13 protein-coding genes are annotated in these 20,066 nt (G+C 56.3%); 5 read left to right on the forward strand and 8 right to left on the reverse strand.

What is annotated here, in order from left to right:
* The first annotated feature begins 74 nt into the window (after positions 1–74).
* The 3 genes from G7069_RS09000 to hflD are packed head-to-tail and all read left to right on the forward strand — an operon-like array spanning position 75 to position 2,294.
* The gene (locus G7069_RS09000) at positions 75–539 is read left to right on the forward strand and encodes an NUDIX hydrolase (RefSeq protein ID WP_166296752.1); all 465 of its coding nucleotides are present in this window, start codon (positions 75–77) and stop codon (positions 537–539) included.
* Positions 536–1,645 (forward strand): tRNA 2-thiouridine(34) synthase MnmA, encoded by a 1,110-nt coding sequence (gene mnmA, locus G7069_RS09005; RefSeq protein WP_166296755.1) that lies wholly within the window; start codon positions 536–538, stop codon positions 1,643–1,645. Before G7069_RS09000 ends, mnmA begins: the two co-directional genes overlap by 4 nt.
* Before the next feature lie 46 nt (positions 1,646–1,691).
* The gene (hflD, locus tag G7069_RS09010; protein WP_240912557.1) at positions 1,692–2,294 is read left to right on the forward strand and encodes a high frequency lysogenization protein HflD; all 603 of its coding nucleotides are present in this window, start codon (positions 1,692–1,694) and stop codon (positions 2,292–2,294) included.
* 58 nt (positions 2,295–2,352) lie between these two features.
* On the opposite strand, the gene acnB is transcribed toward hflD, so the two are convergent.
* On the reverse strand, positions 2,353–4,938 hold the full coding sequence (gene acnB / locus G7069_RS09015) for a bifunctional aconitate hydratase 2/2-methylisocitrate dehydratase (RefSeq protein ID WP_166296758.1): 2,586 nt from the start codon (positions 4,936–4,938) through the stop codon (positions 2,353–2,355).
* Between the two features lie 188 nt (positions 4,939–5,126).
* Between acnB and acnA the strand changes: the two genes are divergently transcribed.
* On the forward strand, positions 5,127–7,883 hold the full coding sequence (gene acnA / locus G7069_RS09020) for an aconitate hydratase AcnA (RefSeq protein ID WP_166296761.1): 2,757 nt from the start codon (positions 5,127–5,129) through the stop codon (positions 7,881–7,883).
* A gap of 153 nt (positions 7,884–8,036) precedes the next feature.
* Positions 8,037–9,701: an AMP-binding protein gene (locus G7069_RS09025; RefSeq protein WP_166296764.1), complete on the forward strand. Its 1,665-nt coding sequence runs from the start codon at positions 8,037–8,039 to the stop codon at positions 9,699–9,701.
* A gap of 65 nt (positions 9,702–9,766) precedes the next feature.
* Here the strand turns inward: G7069_RS09025 and lysS are convergent, their stop codons facing one another.
* The 7 genes from lysS to G7069_RS09060 form a co-directional block, all read right to left on the reverse strand.
* Positions 9,767–11,275, reverse strand: a complete 1,509-nt coding sequence (gene lysS / locus G7069_RS09030; RefSeq protein WP_166296767.1) for a lysine--tRNA ligase — start codon at positions 11,273–11,275, stop codon at positions 9,767–9,769.
* A 43-nt stretch (positions 11,276–11,318) separates the two neighbouring features.
* Positions 11,319–12,447 (reverse strand): peptide chain release factor 2 gene (prfB, locus tag G7069_RS09035; protein ID WP_166296769.1). Its coding sequence is split into 2 segments (ribosomal slippage): positions 11,319–12,371 and positions 12,373–12,447, totalling 1,128 coding nucleotides; the frame shifts between segments, so codons are not numbered across the junction.
* A gap of 34 nt (positions 12,448–12,481) precedes the next feature.
* A complete protein-coding gene (gene creD, locus G7069_RS09040; RefSeq protein WP_166296771.1) occupies positions 12,482–13,864 on the reverse strand; it encodes a cell envelope integrity protein CreD in 1,383 nt (460 codons plus the stop codon).
* A gap of 84 nt (positions 13,865–13,948) precedes the next feature.
* Complete coding sequence (gene creC, locus G7069_RS09045; protein WP_166296773.1) at positions 13,949–15,367, reverse strand: two-component system sensor histidine kinase CreC; 1,419 nt, start codon at positions 15,365–15,367, stop codon at positions 13,949–13,951.
* Positions 15,364–16,050: a two-component system response regulator CreB gene (gene creB, locus G7069_RS09050; protein ID WP_305055009.1), complete on the reverse strand. Its 687-nt coding sequence runs from the start codon at positions 16,048–16,050 to the stop codon at positions 15,364–15,366. The genes creC and creB overlap by 4 nt, the downstream gene beginning before the upstream one ends.
* Before the next feature lie 55 nt (positions 16,051–16,105).
* A complete protein-coding gene (locus G7069_RS09055) occupies positions 16,106–18,991 on the reverse strand; it encodes a DUF2135 domain-containing protein (RefSeq protein ID WP_166296777.1) in 2,886 nt (961 codons plus the stop codon).
* 61 nt (positions 18,992–19,052) lie between these two features.
* Positions 19,053–19,976, reverse strand: a complete 924-nt coding sequence (locus tag G7069_RS09060; protein ID WP_343162586.1) for a LytTR family DNA-binding domain-containing protein — start codon at positions 19,974–19,976, stop codon at positions 19,053–19,055.
* Positions 19,977–20,066: the final 90 nt, after the last annotated feature.

Here is a 20,066-nt window from a genome sequence, read left to right on the forward strand (position 1 = left end):
TTATAGAAAAAAGCAGGCAGACAAGGCCCGCCAAGCGTGGAACAATGACGCTACATACTTTTGCAAGGCAACGCATGACTTATCGCGAAGGTCGTTTCTGGCAGCCCGATGTCACCGTGGCAACCATCGTCGTGCGCGACGGCACCTTCTTAATGGTGGAAGAAATGGCTTCGGGACGGTGTGTGATCAACCAACCGGCGGGACACTTGGAGCCTGACGAAAGCTTGTGTGAAGCCGCCTTGCGTGAGACGCGCGAAGAAACCGGTTGGGATGTTCGCTTGACGGGCTTTGTCGGCGCCTATCAATGGAAGGCAGAAGAAACCGGCCGCCATTACCTGCGATTTGCGTTCATGGCCGAACCGCTCGCGCTGGATGAAACGCGCACCTTGGATACCGGCATCGTGCAGGCACGCTGGATGTCATTGGCAGAATTGCATGCCGACGCAGCGCGGCACAGGAGTCCGTTGGTTCAAAAGGTCATTGACGATGCCATGGCTGGCCGAGTCTCGCCGCTCGATATGTTGGTGCATGTGTCGTGAGCCAAGCTGAGGTGATCGTCGGTGTATCCGGCGGTGTGGACTCATCTGTCGCTGCCCTCTTGTTGCAACAACAGGGCCTTCGAGTTGCCGGTCTCTTTATGCAGAACTGGGCCGATGATGGCAGCGGTTTCTGTCGCGCTGAAGATGATCGCAAAGATGCCGTCGCGGTGTGCGGAAAGCTGGGAATTCCGATTCATTTCCGTGATTTCTCCAACGAGTACATGGAAGGCGTCTTCAAACATTTTCTAGACGAGTACGCCGCGGGCAGAACGCCTAACCCGGACGTGCTCTGCAATCGCGAAGTGAAATTCAAGCACTTTCTAGATGCGGCGATGGCATTGGGTGCGACGCAAATTGCCACCGGACATTACGCGCGCGTTGTGCGCGAAGACGGCCGCGCCAAGCTGGCGCGCGCGGTGGACACGAGCAAAGACCAGTCCTACTTCTTGCACCAGTTGGGAGAGGCGCAGTTGGATGTCACGCGCTTCCCGCTCGGAGAAATCGAAAAGACGCGTGTGCGCGAAATGGCTCGGGCTGCGGCACTGCCAACGGCCGCAAAGAAGGACTCGACGGGCATTTGCTTTATTGGCGAGCGTGATTTTCGGGCATTTCTTTCGAACTACTTGCCGATGCAGGATGGCGAAATCAAAGATCCCGCGGGGGTCACGCTGGGCACGCATCACGGTGTGTACTTCCACACCTTGGGACAACGTGGTGGCTTGCAGTTAGGCGGTGTGCGCGGTCGTGAACAAGCGCCTTGGTACGTGGTGGCAAAAGACGTGTCTCGAAACGTGCTGGTTGTCGACCAAGGACATGATTCCGAGTGGATGATGAGCCAGCGTGTTGAGACCGAAGCGATGCATTGGATCTCGGGCACGGCACCGGCGCGTTCTTTAGAGTGCCTTGCACAGACACGTTATCGTCAAGCCGCACAGCACTGCAGAATTGATGTGAACGACGATGGCACGGTCACTGCACATTTCGCGGAACCACAACGTGCCGTTACGCCTGGGCAATCTTTGGTCTTATATGACGGCGACCTGTGCTTGGGCGGCGCCGTGATTGCGCAAATTGATGCGCCCATTCCTCCAGCATTAGGCCATTGACGGGTATCCTAGGGCACGTTTCGATGGGTGATGGAGTGTCCGGCACATGAGTATGGAATCACGCGTCTTGGCCTTGGGTGGCCTCGCGCAAGCGGTGCAAATCGTTCGCAAGATTGCAGACACCGGTCATTCCGACCATGCAGCTGTTCGCGCTTTGATGGGCAGCGTATTCGCGATTGACGCGCCCAACGTTGAAGCGGTTTATGGCAATCGCCATGAGATTCGCCAGGGTTTGCAGCGCCTGCAGAAGCAGTTGAGCGAAGGAAATACGGATCCGAACTTCACCCGACTGGCCATGTCTGTCATGGCGTTGGAGCGTACCTTCTCTCGCGATCATGAGGTGATGGAACAGGTCCATAAGGCGATTCTGGCGGTACCGCGACCAGACGCGCAGGACGGCAATGCATCGCCGGAAGTCATCAAAGCCTTTGCGCAGATTTATGCGACGCATATCAGTCCCTTGAAGCCGCGTGTCATGGTGCAAGGCAATCCGCACTACTTGGCGCAAGATCATGTGGTGGACGAAATTCGCGCCATTTTGTTGGCTGCTTTGCGCGCTGCGGTGCTGTGGCGCCAACTAGGCGGTTCAACCTTGGACTTCTTGTTTAAGCGCGGCGCGATGTCTGCCGTTCTCGCCGAGAAGTTATAAGCGCAAACATGGAGTGATAAAAAAACCCGCCTTTCGGCGGGTTTTTCGTCAGGGCGATTTATACGCTGGCTGCGACTTCTTGATACTCAGGCATCTGGTCGAAGTTCATGTAGCGGTAGATCGTATCGCCGCTTTCATTCACGACGCCGATGTCGGCGAGGTATTCAGCACGCGTCGGGATACGACCGAGACGTGAGCAGATAGCGGCCAACTCTGCCGAACCCAAGTAGACATTGCTGTTCTTGCCAAGACGATTCGGGAAGTTGCGCGTGCTGGTCGACATCACAGTCGCGCCTTCGCGGACTTGTGCTTGGTTACCCATGCACAAAGAACAGCCCGGCATTTCCATGCGTGCACCAGCGGCGCCAAAGGTGCCGTAGTGACCTTCTTCGGAGAGTTGTTGCGCGTCCATCTTCGTCGGCGGTGCCACCCACAAACGCGTTGGAATATCGCGCTTGCCTTCCAACAACTTCGCAGCGGCACGGAAGTGACCGATATTGGTCATGCACGAACCGATGAACACCTCATCGATGGAAGCGCCTGCCACATCTGACAAGGTCTTCGCATCGTCCGGATCGTTCGGACAGCACACGATCGGTTCTACGATCTCATCCAAGTTGATTTCAATCGTTGCGGCGTATTCCGCGTCTGAGTCGGCCTGGAGCAACTGCGGGTTATCCACCCACTGCTGCATCTTGTCGATACGACGTTGCAAGGAACGCGCGTCCGAATAGCCTTCTGCAATCATCCACTTCAGCAAGGTGATATTGCTGTTGAGGTATTCGATGATCGGCGCTTGGTCGAGTTTGACCGTGCAGGCCGCTGCGGAACGTTCTGCGGATGCATCGGCGAGTTCGAACGCCTGTTCGATCTTCAAGGTCGGGAGACCTTCAATTTCGAGAATTCTGCCCGAGAAAATATTCTTCTTGCCTTGCTTCGCGACAGTCAACAAGCCCTGCTTGATGGCGTACAAGGGGATTGCATGCACGAGATCACGCAAGGTGACACCCGGTTGCATCGTGCCCTTGAAGCGCACCAGAACCGATTCCGGCATGTCGAGCGGCATCACACCTGTGGCGGCGGCAAAGGCCACCAGACCCGAACCTGCGGGGAATGAAATGCCGACCGGGAAACGGGTATGAGAGTCGCCACCTGTGCCAACGGTGTCTGGCAGCAACATGCGATTGAGCCAGCTGTGAATGATGCCGTCGCCGGGACGCAAGGAGATGCCACCGCGGTTGCTGATGAAGTCAGGCAATGTGTGGTGCGTTTTAACGTCGACCGGTTTCGGGTAAGCCGCGGTGTGACAGAAGGACTGCATCACCAGATCCGCCGAGAATCCGAGACATGCCAGATCTTTCAGTTCATCACGCGTCATCGGGCCGGTCGTATCTTGCGAGCCCACCGAGGTCATACGCGGTTCGCAATAGGTACCTGGACGCACACCCTGCCCATCCGGCAGTCCACATGCGCGGCCAACCATTTTTTGCGCGAGGGTGAAGCCTTTACCTGAGTCTGCTTGGACTTGCGGCAAACGGAACAAGTCAGACGCCGGCAGGCCCAATGCTTCGCGTGCTTTTGCAGTGAGGCCGCGGCCAATGATCAACGGAATACGGCCACCGGCGCGCACTTCGTCAAACAACACTTCGCTCTTGACTTGGAATTCGGCAATGACGGCACCGTCTTTAAGGGCTTTGCCTTCATAGGGACGCAATTCGATCACGTCGCCCAAGTTCATTTGTGAGACGTCCAATTCAATTGGCAATGCGCCCGCGTCTTCCATCGTGTTGTAGAAGATGGGGGCAATTTTGGCGCCCAGACACACGCCACCAAAGCGCTTGTTCGGAATAAACGGAATGTCTTCGCCGGTCCACCACAACACGGAGTTCGTGGCGGATTTACGCGAAGAGCCGGTGCCCACGACGTCGCCGACGTAGGCGACCAAGTGACCCTTTTCTTTCAGGCTTTGAATGAGGTCGATCGGGCCGCGTTTACCGTCTTCTTCCGGCACAAACGGCGCGTCGTCGCGCTTGTTCTTGAGCATTGCCAAGCCGTGCATCGGGATGTCAGGACGGGTCGTCGCATCCGGTGCCGGTGAGAGGTCATCGGTATTGGTTTCACCGGGGACTTTGAACACTGTCACGGTGAGTGATTCGGGGACTTCCGGCTTGCTGGTGAACCATTCGGCGTCCGCCCAGCTTTGCAGCACAGACTTCGCATTGGCATTGCCGGCCTCTGCTTTGCTCTGCACGTCATGGAATGCATCAAACATCAGCAAGGTGTGTTTCAGTGCCTCTGCCGCGGTTTCACCCACTTCTGCGTCATCCAACAATTCGATGAGCGGCTGGATGTTGTAGCCACCCAGCATGGTGCCGAGCAGCTCAGTGGCACGCTTGCGAGAAATCAGCGGCGTGGACTCGCTGCCATGTGCAACGGCGGCAAGGTAGGAGGCCTTGACCATTGCGGCATCATCGACGCCTGCGGGGACGCGGTTTGTAATCAAGTCAACCAGCACTTCACCCTCGCCTGCCGGCGGATGCTTAATCAATTCGATCAAGTCAGCAGTTTGCTGCGCGCTCAATGGCAGCGGCGGAATACCGAGCGCGGCGCGTTCGGCAACATGTTGGCGATAAGTGCTAAGCATAGAAATGTCCTGCGTAAGTGCCCTGCGAAAAGCGCGGCGGGTCAGCCGATTATTTTACCTGAACAGGCCTCCCCGAGCAAGTCGTATGACACTAAAAAGCCCTTGAAAATCAAGGGCCAGCGCGCAGAATCACACTTTCTGTATGGGCGTTGGCACATACTTCTCTTTTCTACACGGGAGCCATCTGGATGGACAGCTTCAAGACGCAAACCCGACTCGAAGTAGGCGGCAAACACTACGCCTATCACAGCCTGCCGAAACTCGGCGAGCAATTCGATATCGCACACCTTCCCTACGCGATGAAAATCCTGCTGGAGAATCTGCTGCGTCACGAAGACGGTGGTGTGACCGTGGGCCCCGAACACATTGCTGCGGTTGCGCAATGGGTGCCTTCAAAAGTCCCGGATACAGAAATCGCCTTCATGCCCGCGCGTGTCGTGCTGCAGGATTTCACGGGTGTGCCGTGTGTTGTGGATTTGGCGGCGATGCGCGATGCCGTGACGGCGCTCGGCGGCAAGCCTGAGCAGATCAACCCACAAATTCCGTCGGAGCTCGTGATTGACCACTCCGTACAAGTTGACGTCTATGGCCGTGCCGACGCGCTCGACCTCAATGCCAAAATTGAATTCGAACGAAATCTTGAGCGCTACAGCTTCTTACGTTGGGGTCAAAAAGCGTTCACTGACTTCAAGGTGGTGCCTCCCGCCACCGGCATCGTTCACCAAGTCAATCTTGAACATTTGGCGCGCGTGGTCATGGCGCGAGAAATCGACGGCGAACTGCATGCATTTCCGGATACCGTGTTTGGTACAGATAGCCACACGACGATGATCAACGGCATTGGCGTGTTGGGCTGGGGCGTCGGCGGTATTGAGGCAGAAGCTGCCATGCTCGGCCAACCTTCGTCGATGTTGATTCCTCAAGTCGTAGGTTTCAAATTGACCGGCAAACTGCCTGAAGGCGCAACCGCCACAGACTTGGTGCTGACAGTCACGCAAATGTTGCGTGCGCATGGCGTCGTTGGAAAGTTCGTAGAGTTTTACGGCGATGGCTTGCAGCATTTGCCGCTTGCAGACCGTGCAACGATCGCCAACATGGCGCCCGAATATGGGGCCACCTGCGGCATTTTCCCGATCGATGCGGAAGCGCTCAGCTATATGCGTTTGTCGGGTCGGGATGAGGCGCATATTGCATTGGTTGAGACCTATGCCAAGGCACAAGGCCTCTGGCACGACGTCAATTCGCCGCACGCAGAATACAGCAGCACCTTGACACTCGACATGGCCACTGTGCTGCCTTCGCTAGCTGGCCCGAAGCGTCCGCAGGATCGCGTGTTGTTGAGCGAGCTGAAGCACAACTACAACGCGTGTGTGGGCCCGCTGACGGAACACCGCAACGTCACCAATTCGGCCATGAAGCGCATGGCCGCGGAAGGCGGCGATCAACCGCAGGCGCACGAACTCGCCGCAAAACCTGTGTCGCGTATCAAGTTGTCGGATGGCGTGCATGAGCTCAAAGATGGTTCTGTCGTGATCGCGGCCATTACCTCTTGTACGAATACTTCCAATCCGGCGGTGATGTTGGGTGCCGGTTTGTTGGCGCGCAATGCAGCGGCGAAAGGATTGAAAGCCGCACCATGGGTAAAGACTTCACTTGGCCCGGGTTCATTGGTGGTGACGGACTACTTGCGCAAAGCAGGTGTGTTGGATGATCTCGAACAGCTGGGTTTCTATGTAGTGGGTTACGGCTGCACGACCTGTATCGGTAACTCGGGCCCACTACCGCAAGCCGTGAGCGCTGGCATCGCGGAGCACGATTTGGTCGTGGCGTCGGTGTTGTCCGGCAATCGCAACTTTGAAGGGCGTGTGCATCCCGAAGTCAAGATGAATTACTTGGCGTCCCCGCCGTTGGTGGTTGCGTTCGCCATCGCCGGCACCGTCGATATCGATCTCAGCACTGAGCCACTCGGCAAAGGCAGTGACGGTAAAGACGTGTATTTGCGTGACATTTGGCCAAGCAATAAAGAGATTGGCGACATGATCGCAGCCACGGTCGGCCCGGAAATGTTCAAACAAAACTACGCGGATGTCTTCAAAGGTGATTCGCGCTGGAACACAGTGAACACGCCGGAAGGTCAGATTTTCGCTTGGGATGATCGTTCGACCTATATCAAGAACCCGCCCTACTTCGATGGCATGACCATGGAGGTCGGCACGATTGACGATTTGGCCGGTGCGCGGGTGATGGGCATCTTTGGTGACTCAATCACCACGGATCACATTTCACCGGCAGGCAATATCAAGAAGGAGTCACCCGCAGGTCGCTTCTTGATCGAACGCGGTGTGCAACCCGCGGACTTCAATAGCTATGGTTCGCGCCGCGGCAATGACGACGTGATGGTGCGTGGCACATTCGCCAATATCCGCATCAAGAACTTGATGTTGAATGGCGAAGAAGGCGGTAGCACCATTTACTTCAGCCCTGACGGCAAGTCGACGGAACACCTTGCTATCTATGACGCAGCCATGAAGTACAAGGCAGACAAGGTGCCGTTGGTGGTCTTTGCGGGCAAGGAATACGGCACGGGTTCTTCGCGCGACTGGGCGGCGAAAGGCACCAACCTGCTAGGTATCAAGGCTGTGATTGCAGAGAGCTTTGAACGTATCCACCGCTCCAACTTGGTGGGCATGGGTGTCTTGCCACTTCAATTTGCCCACGGTGAGAACGCACAAAGCCTGGGATTGGACGGCAGTGAACGGATCGATATCACGGGTCTCCGCAATGGCGAGTCAAAAACCGCAACGGTCACTGCGACTTCAGCAGATGGCAAGCAACGGTCTTTCGACGTCTCGGTATTGCTGTTGACGCCGAAGGAAGTCGAATACTTCAAGAACGGTGGCTTGCTTCAGTACGTTTTGCGTCAACTCGCATCGAAAGTGCACTGAATTTGCCATCTGGGTCACACTCGAGACGGCGCATGAGAATGCGCCGTTTCTATTTTCCGCATTGCACCATGCGCATCGCTTGCCCCAACGCCTCGGGCATGCTCCAATCAATGAATTGCCGCTAAACGCGCACTTTTTTTGACAGGTGAATTGATGAGCATTGATCGTCCTTGGTTGCAGAACTATCCGGCGCATGTGCCGCATACCATCGATCCGGACAAATACAGCTCAATCAATGACATGGTCAAAGGTTCGATCGCAAAGTTCGGCGATCACGAAGCCTTTGAATGTATGGGCAAGAGCATCACCTATGATGCCTTCGACAAAGCGGCTGATCATTTCGCTTCGTACTTGCAGAACACATTGGGCTTGAAGAAAGGCGATCGTGTTGCGGTGATGATGCCGAACTGCTTGCAGCAGCCGATTGCAACGTTCGGGATCCTGCGCGCAGGTCTAACCGTGGTAAACGTCAACCCGCTCTACACGGCGCGCGAACTCGAACACCAGATGAAAGACTCAGGTGCCGTCGCCATCGTCGTTGTCGACAATTTTGGTTCGGTTGTGTCAGAGGTCTTGGCAAACACCGCTTTGAAGCATGTCGTCACAACCGGTCTGGGTGACCTGCTCGGCGCAAAGGGTTTGATCGTCAACTTTGTGGTGAAGCACATCAAGAAGATGGTGCCGAGCTATCACATCGCTGGTGCGGTCCGTTTCAAAGATGCACTGGCAAAAGGCGCGCAACAGCCTTTGAAGCCGGTAGAAGTCGTCAATACGGATCTCGCGTTCTTGCAATACACCGGCGGTACGACGGGTGTGGCCAAAGGCGCCATGCTGACGCATCGCAACTTGATCTCGAACATGCTGCAAGCCAGTGCATGGGTTGCACCTTATGCCACCGTCGGCAAAGAATTGATCATCACTGCCCTGCCGCTGTATCACATCTTTGCATTGACAGCGAATGGCTTGGTGTTCTTCGAGCTCGGTTCAAAGAACGTCTTGATCACCAATCCGCGTGACATGCCGGGCTTCGTCAAAGAGCTGAAGAAGCACAAATTCACAGCCATTACCGGCGTGAACACCTTGTTCAATGGTTTGCTCAATGCGAAAGATTTCGACACTGTCGATTTTTCACATCTGCATTTGACCTTGGGTGGCGGCATGGCGGTTCAGCGCAGCGTCGCAGAACGCTGGAAGAAGGTCACCGGCTGCACCTTGGCAGAAGCCTATGGTCTGACTGAGACCTCGCCCGCCGTGTGTATCAATCCGTTGGACTTGAAGGAATACAACGGCTCAATCGGTTTGCCTGTGCCCTCGACGGATATTTGTATCCAGGATGACGACGGCAACATTCTGCCGAATGACGGCGCCGCCACTGGCGAGTTGTGTGTGAAAGGTCCGCAAGTGATGGCGGGTTATTGGCAACGCCCTGATGAAACCGCCAACGTCATGGACGCCGCTGGGTGGCTGCATACGGGTGACGTCGCCAGAATCGAATCCAACGGATATGCGTATATCGTTGATCGCAAGAAAGACATGATTCTCGTGTCTGGTTTCAACGTTTACCCGAATGAAATCGAAGACGTGCTTTCAGCGATGCCGGGCATTGCAGAAGTCGCAGCAGTGGGTGCGCCTGACGAGCATTCCGGTGAAACCGTGAAGGTTGTGATCGTCAAGAAGGATCCGTCGCTCACTGCCGAAGATGTCAAAGCCTTCGCGAAAGAGAATCTCACCGGCTATAAGCGTCCGCATATCGTTGAGTTCCGCGATGAGCTGCCGAAAACGAACGTGGGCAAGATCTTGCGCCGAGAACTTCGTTAAGCCAGTTGTTCAAAAGAACGCCGCTTGAAGAAGCGGCGTTTTTCTTTGTCTGAATAAGATCGCGATCAGTGTTCTGGTCGCATGTACGGGAACAGCAATACATCACGGATGGACGCGCGGTCGGTCAACAGCATCACCAGGCGGTCGATACCGATGCCGAGCCCGCCTGTCGGCGGCAACCCTACTTCGAGCGCACGAATGTAGTCGGCGTCGAAGTGCATGGCTTCGTCATCGCCTGCATCTTTCGCCTCAACTTGGGCCTTGAAACGCGCGGCCTGATCTTCAGGATCATTGAGTTCGGAGAATCCATTGGCGATTTCTTTGCCGCCAATGAAAAGTTCGAAGCGATCAGTGATGCCCGGCTCTGTATCTGACTCGCGTGCCAAAGGCGACACTTCCACCGGGTAATGCGTAATGAAGGTCGGCTGCAACAAACCGCCTTCAACCGTCTTCTCAAAGATTTCGAGGAGCAATTTGCCCCAACCGTAGCTCGGCTTCACGCCGACTTTGAGACGGGCGCAGTGCGCCGCCAAGGCGTCACGGTCACGGCAGTCCGCGACGCTGATCTCCGGATTGAGTTCGCGCACAGCTTCTTCGAGCTTCCACCGGCGGAACGGCTTGCCGAGATCAATCTCACGCGACTCCCACACCATCGCGGTCGTGCCCATGGCGTCTTGTGCGGCATGGCGAATCAGTGCTTCCGTCAAATCCATGACTTCTTCGTAGCCGACATAGGCTTCATAGAGTTCGAGCATGGTGAATTCGGGATTGTGTCGTGTGCTCACACCTTCGTTGCGGAAGTTGCGATTGATTTCGTAGACACGTTCAAAGCCGCCGACCACCAAACGCTTCAGATACAACTCTGGCGCAACACGCAAGTACAGATCAAGGTCTAGCGCATTGTGGTGCGTTGTAAATGGCTTTGCCGTTGCGCCACCAGCGATGTAATGCATCATCGGTGTCTCAACTTCCAGGAAGCGGCGATCGTCTAACCAACGACGCATCGATGCAATGATGCGTGAGCGCGCCACGAAAACTTCGCGCGACTCCGGCGTCACAATCAAGTCAACGTAGCGTTGACGGTAACGTTGCTCAACGTCTGCAAGGCCATGCCACTTGTCAGGTAAAGGACGCAGTGCTTTGGTCAGCAAGCGCAAAGACTCGACCTTGACCGACAGCTCGCCGGTCTTGGTGCGCATGAGTGAGCCTTCACCTGCGATGATGTCGCCGACATCCCAGGTTTTGAAGAGGTCATAGGTCTCGCCCAATTGCGTGGACTGCAGGAACATCTGGATGCGGCCCGTGACGTCCTGAATTTGCGCAAATGCGGCTTTGCCCATGACGCGCTTCGCCATCATGCGACCGGCAATGGCGACCTTGCGTCCCGTGGCTTCAAGCGCCTCGCCCGTCCACTTTTCGGCATCGGCATATTCATGCTGCAGATCACCGGCCTGCTCCCGACGACGGAAGTCATTCGGATAGGCGATGCCGTCGGCACGCATCTGATTCAATTTGCCGCGGCGCTCGGCAATCAGCGCATTTTCGTCAACGGGGGCTTGCGGTGTTTCGTTCATGTCCGGCTTTCCAACGCACAGGGTTCAAGTGGCAATACTTCGATCAGACCATATCCGAGCGTTTGGCGCCCGCATCGAGACCGGACTTCAAGCTCGCTTCAACGAACTCGTCCAAGTCACCGTCCAACACCTTTTGCGTATCAGTGCGTTCTACACCGGTGCGCAAATCCTTGATGCGGGATTGATCAAGCACATAGTTTCGGATCTGACTGCCCCAGCCCACATCCGCTTTGGTCGCTTCAAGCGCATCCCTTTCCGCGTTGCGCTTTTGCATTTCAAGCTCATACAACTTTGCGGCAAGCATCTTCATGGCGCGATCGCGGTTCGCGTGCTGACTGCGTTCGGTCTGGCATGCCACAACCGTATTGGTCGGAATGTGCGTGATACGCACCGCCGATTCCGTCTTATTCACGTGCTGACCACCCGCACCTGACGAGCGGTAAACGTCGGTGCGCAAGTCGGCGGGGTTGATGTCGATCTCGAATGAATCATCCACTTCCGGTGAAACGAACACACTGGTGAAACTCGTGTGTCGACGATTGTCGGAGTCGAATGGCGACTTGCGAACCAAACGGTGGACGCCAATCTCGGTCTTCAACCAACCATAGGCGAATTCGCCCTCTACGCGGAAGGTTGCCGACTTGATGCCAGCGACATCACCGCCGCTGACTTCAAGCAATTCAGTTTTCCAGCCGCGGGATTCGGCCCAACGCAAATACATGCGCAACAGAATTTCAGCCCAATCTTGCGCTTCGGTACCGCCCGCACCCGCTTGGATATCGACGAATGCGTTCGTCGAATCCATCTTGCCCGAGAACATGCGTTGGAATTCAAGTTGCTCGACGCCTTTTTCAAAGCGATCGACGTCGGCCACCACCGCCAGCGCAGTGTCTTCATCGGCTTCCATCTCAGCCAAGTCCAACAGTTCGCCGGCGCCGCCTAAACCCTCCTTGAGATCACGCAACCCATTGACGGTTTTGTCGAGCTGGGAGCGTTCGCGCCCTAGTGCTTGGGCGCGCTCGGAATCGTTCCAAATGTCGGGGTTTTCAAGTTCGCGTTCTACTTCTTCCAGGCGCTCACGCTTGGCATCGTAGTCAAAGAAACCCCCGAAGCGCGTCTAGGCGATCGATCAGATCGCTGATACGGGCTCGGATGGGATTGAGTTCAATCATGGGGCTGAATCAAATTAAATGACCCGCGATTCTATCATTTTCGGGCCTCGGACTGCCCGTTAAACAGGCCTTTGAAGCCACCTGAGGGCTTGGAGATGGCATACCAGTCCACCTTTCGCGTCAGGGTCATGATCGCGGCAAGCAACACGAACAGAAGCGCAGAGCCCATGATCAGCGCATTGTCTTCTGAGACCAACAAGCCGTATAGCACGCCGTACAAGGCACTCAGCAGAGCAGTGAAGCCCAATGCGGCCTTCCACCCTTGCAGGACGGCGGTGAGATACCAGGTGATCAGGCCCACGCATGCGATGGCTGCGCAGAGATAGGACTGACCAAAGCTGAAGTGTTCGCTCATAGACAGCAAGAGGAGATAGAAGATGGCGATCGCAAATCCGACGAGCAGATATTGAATCGGATGAATCGCCACGCGTTTCAAGCACTCGAAAAGGAAGAAGCCCGCAAATGTGACTGCGACAAAGAGCACGCCGTATTTGATTGCGCGCGCCGTACTCGAGTAGACGTTGACGGGATCAATAAACGTGACGCTGATGCGCCCAGGCACCTCCGTTTCAATGGTTGTGCTTTCAAGCAGGGGCATTCTTTGCGACAACGGCTTTCCGTCTGCGTAGTCATCCTGAACATTGGTGGACAACGCACTCACGCGCCAATGGGCTGAGAATCCTTTGGCAACCGGATCCTGCTCAGGCGACGCGCCTACGAATTTCGGCGCATCCCAAGCAGACTTGAGATCGACTTGGTTGTCATCGCCAATGGGTAGGAACGAAAAGCTCTGCGTGCCTCTCAAATCGATGGCGAGCGTCGTGGAAAATGCGATCGCATCGCCCGCTTTCGGGGTCTTGAGCAGCGCATGGATGCCATTGCCTGCACGAAAGCCGGCACCTGGCCGTACTTTCTGCGGGACACCATTCACGGCGAGTTTCGGGACGCCTTGTAAACCTCGTGGATCAGAAAACTCAACGCTGAGCCACGGCTGCGAAAATTCACGGCTGACATTGTCGTCATTTGGCGCCAAGTGTGTTTCAAAGCTTGCGTTCGCCGCGCCCTTCCAATCGAATACGCGCACGGCATGCATCCCTCGCATGCGCACGCCGACGGGTAGTTCGCCTTCAATGTGTAATTGACTGGGAAAGACGATCTGTTGTTTGTCAGTCCGTATGAACTTTGTTGTGCTTTTTCCGCTCGTATCGGTTTCGACGACTCGACGCGTTTCGACATAGGGCAATACCAAAACGGGGCCTGCAAAGGTTTGAGACTCGCCCACATTGGCTGCAATATCGTCGATCGCTTGTGCACGGTAGCTTTGTCGATCTTGGATGATGTCACCGATCAAGGCGAGCGCAATGACGATCACGATCGTCAGGCAGAAAATCATCACCGCTTTCAAAAATAGATGCATGTCAAAACGCCACTCTGGAGATAGCTCAGAATGACGACGACCTGTGCGCCGACGATGGCGGCAATGTGTGCTGAATGTGAAGTATTAGCGCGACACCGTCAGCGTCGCACGCGCGCCGGCCTCCGTGTTGACCAAGTGCGCTGTGCCGTTATGCAAGGCGGCAATGGCCGCTACGAATGAAAGCCCGATTCCACTGCTACGACTTCCGCCTGTGTGTCGTGGGAGTGAGTAGAAGCGTTCGAACACGCGTCCCAAGGCAAACTCAGGAATGCCGGGGCCGTGATCGTCAATTTGCACGGTCACCGATGCTTCGGATGCAATGAGTTCGCAGCGCACGTGTCCATTGACCGGCGAAAACTCAATGGCGTTATCCAACAGATTGATCAGCGCCTGACGCAGCAAAAAGGGATCGCCCATCACGGTGGTCTGCGTCGCGCCTACGACGTCGATCCGGACATTGGCAGCGGCGGCTTTGGTTTCCAAACTGGCGATGGCGTCTCTGAGCACAGAATGCACGTCGACAGGTTCGGGGCTATCCAACTGCCGTCGTTGTTCCACAGAGGCCAGCGCCAAGAGTTGTTCAACCATCTCAGCCATACGTGAGCTTTGGCTTTGGATGTGTCCGACAAACTTGCGATGGTCCGCGACATCGAGCGGCCCTTCAAGGATTTCTGCGGCAGCTTGAATGGATGCCAATGGACTCTTAAGTTCGTGGGTCAAAGTGTGGACGTATTCCTCCACATATTCTTTGCCGTCGAGTTCCGTGCGCATGTGTTCCAAGGCGCGGCCAAGCTCACCGAACTCCGCTGACGCTTTCGGCGCAGGCGCGTTCTTTCCAGCCGTGACTGCTTGTGCGTAGGCGCGCAAATGCCCCAACTGGCTCGACAACCACCAAGCCATCGCAATCCCAATCAAAAGGGCGACCCCTAACAAGACGATGCCCCACTTCAAAATCACGTTTCTGCTTTCAGTGATGAACGGCTGTAGCACGCGATTGGGCTTGCCAATACTCAATACACCGATGAGTTTGCCCTCGTGGCGAATGGGGGCGGCCACCCACATCACAGTCGACGCGGGATCATCGGCCTGTTCGCGCGTGGAGCGTGCGCCGTATTCACCTCGCAAGGTTCTCGCCACATCATTCCAGCGTGAATTGTCTCGGCCCAGATCCTTGCCTTGCGAATCAAAAACAACACTGCCCTTCGCATCGGTGACGGTAATGCGATACGCCACGCCCTGCTTTTTGTAGCCCCAAATATCAGCGTTGACACGCCTGTCTGACAGGCTGCGCATGCGGCGCGCAAACAGGCCATCCGCCATTTGACCTGTAGCCAAGTCCTCACTTGCGAGCTCTGCGAGACTGTTGGCAGTGTCGGCCAAGGTGTCTTCCGCCGTTTGACGCACCGCCGGCTTAATCTGCTCGAGAAAGACTTGGCCCAGCATGAAAGCGGCCATCGCCACAATCAAGAAATAGCCAAGCAGTACGCGCCACGCGATTTTCACTGCTGCACGTCCAATGAGTAGCCCAAGCCGCGATGCGTGCGGATCGGGGACTTGTCTGGCGCAATTTTTGAAAGTTTGGCGCGCAGCGTCTTGATGTGCGTGTCGATGGTTCGGTCACTGCTGTCGAAGGCTTCGGTCCACACGCGGTCCATCAACGCAGTGCGTGTCAACACTGCGCCAGGTCGTGCAAGCAAGGCGGAAAGCAATCCGTATTCGTAACGCGTAAGGGCCAAGGTTTGACCGTGATAGCGCACGCGTAGTCCCGCCACATCGTGAATGAAGTTGCCAGCGCCCTGCCCGTCGGATTCGGCATGGCCTTGAGCGGCCGCCCGTCGGAGAATCACTTTGGCCCGTGTCGCCACTTCTCTCGGTGAGAACGGCTTGCAGATATAGTCGTCCGCGCCGATCTCCAAGCCGACAATGCGATCCAACTCCTCGCCCCGTGCAGTGAGGAAGATGACCGGAATCTGGCTGTGCTGCCTAAGCTTCTTACACACACTGAAGCCATCGATATCGGGCAAGCCAATGTCCAAGATGGCAAGGTCAATACCACCCTGCTCGACCAAGTCCAGCGCCGCCTGCCCAAGCGCTGTGTGCACCGTGTTGAAGCCTTCCGCACGCAGCGCAAATATCACGGTGTCCGCAATGGCGGTCTCATCTTCAACGAGCAGGATGGTCGGCATCTGCACATCCTATTCGCAAAATGATGTGCAGCCAATGAAACGCCTTGGGCCGATCCTATTTCACTTCAAATGTCCCTACTGCAATCGTTTCCTTCTTATCCTTCAGACGCAAGGTGACGGTCTGATCTTTTTGCGCGGGCGTGCCGTAGTCGGTGGAGAACGTCAGCATCAGTGTGGTTTCCCCAGCGAGCACTTGTTGTCGGTCGCCGAAATAGTTGGCTTCGACCTTGTACACGCCCTTCTTGGGCAGGCGCAGCACAAATTCTTCAGGGCCATAGCCGCCGGTGAAATCCCGAGAGATACGCCCACCTTGGTACGAGGTTTTGTGTGCGTAGTAGACGCGTTCGCCATTCGGATCGGTGACCCACAAGTCCATATCGCTGTTATTGGCGTCCCAACTCAACACAGTGCGCAGGCCTACCGGATAGTGATGCAACAATCGCGCATCGAAACGCGATGTATCGATGCGCGCGGCGTGCTTGTTGATCAGCGTGTTGAGTTCGACCAGCGAAATCAAATCAATATCGGCAAAGCGCGAATCCCAGGTTCCGGTCACGACGGTGTAGAAGGCATCTGCTGCCCCTTGGTAGTCGTGTGTCGCTTGCAACGCGAGTGCGAGATCACGGTAGCTTTGTGGCTCATCGGGGGCGAGTTCAAGCACACGGCGCAGCAAGGGCACGGCTTCTTTCCACGCCTTCAGTTCTTGCATTCGATAGGCGAGCAGGCGCAGCAGGTGACGGTCTTCAATGGCAAGCTCTGCCAAGTTGCTCAGTACGCGTTTCGCCAAAACAACTTCGCCACGGTCTCGCAGTACATCGGCCGCGTCCATATAGAAGGCCGGGCTCTTTTGAAGAGACTGTCGCGCATCAAGATAGGTTGCATAAAGCATCGCCTTCGGCGCGCTGCGCAAACGCAATGCTTCGGGTGAATCCGATCGCCATGCTTGAATACGAATGCTTGCAGCGCCAGCCACGACGCCGGCAGTGCTGTTTGCAGAAACAGTGCCGGGTGCCATCAATGCGACGGGTGAAGGTGGCGGCGCAGATGCGGCAGCGGCTTCCGCCGCCCTAGTGCTACGGGCCATTGCACGCTGTTGACCTTGAACCTCAACCGCGTCTAGCGCGGCGACTGCGCGCGCTTCAGCGACTGCAGGCGTCGGCTTCGCAGTTGGCGGTGCGTCCTTCGGAAACACGGTCGTCCACCACTTGCCACGTTCTTCATAGCGCGTGTTGAGTGCATCCACTTGCGCTTGGCGCTTTGAAACCAATGCCTCACGTTGCAATTGCTTGATGCGCTGCCATTCCGCTAACAAGTCCGCCGGCGGTTGAATGTCATAGCGGGCATAGTCATCAGCAGTTTCGAGCACAATCAACGAACTCTCGGCGTTTGGGATCCCAAATCGCGCACCGAGTGCTTGCAGCTCGGAACTGTGAGAGGCGCGATCCGCTTCCAACGCATCCATCGTCCAACGTGCCCAGGTATAGGCCGCCATGCGACCTTCTGTCAGCTCGCCGACAATCGGCACAACCGTGGCATGCGCACCGCGTGCGTCACGCCAATGCACCGTCGCACGCGCGTTGGCGGATTGTCTTTCCACGGCGAAACGAATGCGACCTTCGGCATCCACAAAGGGTGTTTCAACAACAGCACCCTTGCCACCCGGCACATCGATGCGTTCAACCATTGCCGGCGTGCGCAACATGTCGTCAACGGCGGGCAAGTCAGCCGTCGAGTTAAGGGCGACGACAGCGCCACGATGTGCGGCCGTCCATGATCTCAAGCGGCTTGAATCTGCTGCGCCATTTGTCCATGCGTCCAGGCGCGCTGGCAAGGTCGGCACGCTGTCGACGCCCAGATTGAAGAGGCCATCGCCAACATAGAGATAGCGGTCTGCGCCCGCTATGGGTGCGATGGCAGAAGCACGCGTCGCGCCGTCGTAGGGCTGCTCGCGCAACACCGAGAGCAATTGCGCGCTCTGTCCGTTCTTGATGTCAAAGACGCGCGGTGCGGACGATGTGTCTCGCAATAGCTGCAAGGTGACACGCACGTTCGAAAGCTTGTTCAGCAGCCTGGACAATGCTGCGAGCTCCAAGTCATGGTCGCGTTCCAGTCCTGAAAGTGAGGCGTCCCAAATCAGCGCCAAATGCCGGATAGGTGCCTTTGCCGAATTTGCGTTGACCAGCTTGAGCTCTGCGAGTGCGAAGTCGCCCTGAGGTGCGCGCTGCAACAGCACAGTCGGTGCATCAGTGGCGGGCCATTCCAACACAACGCGACCGGCGCGATCCAGATCACGGGCATCCAGCACTGTTGATGTCCGTTTGTCTTGTGCCGACCAGTTCAATCGACGACCGAAATTCGCCAAGACGGCGCGTTCGTTTCCTGTCACCGACAACGGAATGCTTTTGACTTCACGTGCAAACGAAATAGTCAGTGGCAGCTGATAGGTCTTATCCACGCGCTTGAGCGACTGCGCAACCCACAAGCGGACAGTGCGCGTGCCATTGGCTGGAATGGGATAGATCCGCAAGCTGTAGTGATTGCCTGCTGTTTTCTCTAGTAATGCGGGATCCACATTACGCCGCTCGATCGCTTCGAAGACAGTGCGACCTTTGGCTTTTGGTACAGCGACGGCATCGCGCATTTCACCATTGACGTCCAGCGCAAAGCCCACCACTTGCTGGCCATCAGACAGCGGAAAATCCAAGTTACCTTCCAACACGCGTGCATTCGGATTCTGAAACACCAAGTCATATCGAATCCAGGCTTCACTGGCTGCCGTGCTGACATCAACAGTGACCGAGGTTAAGCGCACCGGTTGTGCCGCATTTTTCACTTGCAACACCGGTCGAACCTGGAGGTCTTCCTGTGCAGTAGCCCATGGCGCGGCCAGAAGGAACAGCATGGCGAGAACACCGCCACCCAACTTGAGATTCGCTCGCATGATCAAACTCCCCTGAGGATTTAATCGTACAACGCTTACGCCCCCCAAAAGGGGTTGATGATCAGCCGTCAGGATCCAAATGCTGCTTCAAACGTGCACGATAGGTTCGACTGCAAGGCAAACTGTCGCCCGTTTTGAGGTGGATCTTGGCATCCCCAGAGTCCAACGGTTCGATCGAGGCGACTTGGTCGACGTTCACCATATAGCTGCGATGTATTCGCACAAACCGACCCAGGTCGAGGCGCGACTCGAAACTACCCAAGGTGCTACGCAGAGGATAGTCACGGCCACGCATATGCAGGTTCACGTAATTGCCGGAAGCCTGCAACCATTCGATGTCGTTTGCCGCAACCAGAAACTCTTTGCCAAGCTTTCGGACAAGGAACCGCTGCGGGCGCTCGATGGGCTCCACCGGTGGGCCGTCGTCGGGCACCGAGAGCATGCTCGCTTCGCCTTTCAGGCGACGACGCACAAAACGGTAAGCCTCGATCGTCACGACCACACCTGCATACGAACGGACATCTTTCAGATATTCATAGGCAAACTCAAGGAGCCATGGGCTGAAATCATAGTGAAGTCCCTGCGTTGTGTAGATCGCTTTGCGGATCAGAACCATACCCGTCACATGAATGACGGACCACAGGACACTGCCGAGCACATGAATCGGCAGACTGCGCCGCCAGTTGTCGAAATGAATCGGGAACCGACGCGTCCACCAGACCATCGCAGGCACCAATAGCAAACTCATCAATGCACTGCTGCCTTCCCAAACCGCTGGCTGCCAGCCCGCGAAGCCCAACGCATATCGGTCCACGTCCATCGTTGCCGTGAGGGTGTTAGCGACGGCGCTGACAAGGTATTGGACCACCCAAAACCCGATCTCGAGCGAACGGAACCATTGTGGATGACGTTGGATGAAGGCGGGGCCGATGGCTTGCATCGCCGCATTATAGGGATTCAATGCATTGGGGCGGCCGCGATTCATCCCTCTGGACCCGCGATTGGACACATTGGCGCATCGGGTGGGCACCTAGTCGTAGCGGCCCGCCGAACTTCGCCGCATCGTGGCATCCAT

This window comes from Lysobacter sp. HDW10, from assembly GCF_011300685.1.
Taxonomy (GTDB): Bacteria; Pseudomonadota; Gammaproteobacteria; order Xanthomonadales; family Xanthomonadaceae; genus Solilutibacter.